Below are 2,316 nucleotides of genomic sequence, written 5' to 3'. Positions count from 1 at the left end.
CCGGCCCGGCGCTGCAAGAGGCCACCCATGATCGGGAAGCGGGCATTGTCGTAGTTCAGGAACGGCAGTTCCTTGCGGATCTGCACCGAGTCGAGGAGCTCGGCGTCGACGCCGTTGATGCGCATGGTGTTGCCGCGGCGGGCGAAGGCGTCGCGCTGCGCATCGGAGTGATAAAGGTTGATAACGCCGCGCTGGCTGACCATCGTGTTGTAGTTGAGGTCCTGCTCCATCCGCTCCCACAGCTTCATCGACAATTCATAGAAGCCGGTGTTGCCGGGCAGGCCGTAATTGGAGCGGATGATGGTGGTGTTGCGGCCGGCATTGCCGGAGCCGATCCAGCCTTTTTCCAGCACCGCGACATTGCGGATCCCGTATTCGCGGGCGAGGAAATAGGCCGTCGCCAACCCGTGGCCGCCGCCGCCTATGATGACGACATCGTAACGGCTTTTGGGCGCCGGATCGCGCCATGCCCGCGTCCAACCCTTGTGGCCTGACAATGCAGCGCGCGCCAGCGAGAAGATCGAGTATTTCATCGCGTCAAATTCCGCCCTTTAGTCTTGGAGCGACTTCGCAGGTCGTTTCGAAAATCGCTCCGCCGGGAGTAAGGGGCGAGCGGCGGAGCGATTTTCTACGCGGACTCAGACGTCCAGCGTGTGGTCACGTTCCCATTGCGTGAAGTGAGAAGCGTAGGAGTTCCACTCCTGCGTCTTCAGCTTGACGTAGGCAGCGGAGAACTCCTCGCCCATGGCCGCTTTCAACTCGGCGTCGGCGTCATAGGCGCGAAGCGCATCGAGCAGGTTGAGCGGCAGCTTGGAACCGTGCGTGACGGTATGTCCGTCCTTGTACATGTCGATGTCACTGCGCGGGCCTGGGTCGGCCTCGGTGCGGATGCCGCTGAGACCAGCGGCGATGATGGCCGCCTGCATCAGGTAGGGATTGGCGGCACCATCAGGAAGGCGCAATTCGAAGCGTCCGGGTCCGGGCACGCGCACCATGTGGGTGCGGTTGTTGCCGGTCCAGGTCACGGTGTTCGGCGCCCAGGTTGCGCCCGAGATGGTGCGCGGCGCATTGATACGCTTGTAGGAGTTCACCGTCGGATTGGTGATCGCGGCCAGTGCCGAGGCGTGCTTCATGATGCCGCCTAGGAAGTGCCGGCCCTTTTCCGACAGACCCAACTCCATTTCCTTGTCCGCGAAAGCATTGGTCTTGCCGCCGAGATCCCATACCGAGATATGAGCATGGCAACCGCTGCCCGTGAGGCCCTGGAAGGGCTTCGGCATGAAGGTCGCTCGCAGGCCGTGCTTTTCGGCGATCGACTTGACCATGAATTTGAAGAAGGAGTGCTTGTCGGCTGTCGCCAGGACGTCGTCGAATTGCCAATTCATCTCGAACTGGCCGTTCGCGTCCTCATGGTCATTCTGATAGGGCTGCCAGCCAAGATCGAGCATGGCATCGCAAATTTCGGCAATCACGTCATAGCGGCGCATCACCGCCTGCTGGTCGTAGCAGGATTTCGACGCCGTATCGTACTCGTCGCTGATCTGCTTGCCATCGGGTGTGACGAGGAAGAATTCCGGCTCGACCCCGGTCTTCACGCGCATGCCTTCCTTGGCGGCTTCGGCAACGAGCCGCTTCAGAGTATTGCGCGGCGCCTGACCGACACCCTTGCCTTCCATCAGGCAATCGGAAGCAAGCCATGCGACTTCCGGCTTCCACGGCAGCTGGATCACCGAAGAAGGATCTGGCACTGCCAGCATGTCAGGGTGCGCAGGCGTGAGATCAAGCCAGGTCGCGAAGCCGGCAAAGCCGGCACCGTCCTTCTGCATGTCGCCGATGGCTTGCGCAGGCACCAGCTTGGCGCGCTGCCCGCCGAACAGGTCCGTATAGGACACCATGAAGTACTTGACGTTGCGAGCCTTGGCGAACTCCTGGAGATCAATCCCCTCCGACTGATCGATTTTGGCATCAAAGGCCTTGTTCATTGTCTACTGCTCCCATTCTTCCGGTTTTGTTTTTAGAAGCCGCCCTGCCCTGGTACCCAGCTCGTCCCCGCAAGCGGCACGCCCGCCATGGCGGCCGCTTCGATCGAAAGCGCACAAAGATCTTCCGGCTCGAGATTGTGCACGTGATTTTTGCCGCAAGCTCGCGCGATCGTCTGCGCCTCGAGAGTCATCACTTTCAGGTAGTTGGCGAGCCGCCGCCCGGCCAAGATCGGATCGACCCGCTTCATCAGCTCGGGATCTTGCGTTGTGATGCCCGCGGGGTCCTTGCCTTCATGCCAGTCGTCATAGGCGCCGGCGGTGGCGCCGAGCTTTT

Annotated in this window: 3 protein-coding genes; all 3 read right to left on the bottom strand. The window is 61.3% G+C overall.

The genetic code is table 11. The features are described 5' to 3' along the window. A partial coding sequence (locus RFM40_RS33430; RefSeq protein ID WP_320279045.1) for an FAD-dependent oxidoreductase occupies positions 1-533 on the bottom strand: 533 nt, incomplete at its 3' end. A 105-nt stretch (positions 534-638) separates the two neighbouring features. Then, on the bottom strand, positions 639-1,982 hold the full coding sequence (gene glnT / locus RFM40_RS33425) for a type III glutamate--ammonia ligase (RefSeq protein WP_320227095.1): 1,344 nt from the start codon (positions 1,980-1,982) through the stop codon (positions 639-641). 32 nt (positions 1,983-2,014) lie between these two features. Beyond that, positions 2,015-2,316: glutamate synthase-related protein (locus RFM40_RS33420; protein WP_320279044.1), on the bottom strand; the 302-nt coding region annotated here is incomplete at its 5' end.

The organism is Mesorhizobium captivum (assembly GCF_033977165.1).
Taxonomy (GTDB): domain Bacteria; phylum Pseudomonadota; class Alphaproteobacteria; order Rhizobiales; family Rhizobiaceae; genus Mesorhizobium; species Mesorhizobium captivum.
Note: the sequence above shows the minus strand (reverse complement) of the source record. Positions and strands in the feature narration are given on the sequence as shown.

Excerpts from the sequence above, each read along its gene's own strand:
- glnT (WP_320227095.1), bottom strand. The coding sequence starts at position 1,982 with ATGAACAAGGCCTTTGATGCCAAAATCGATCAGTCGGAGGGGATTGAT.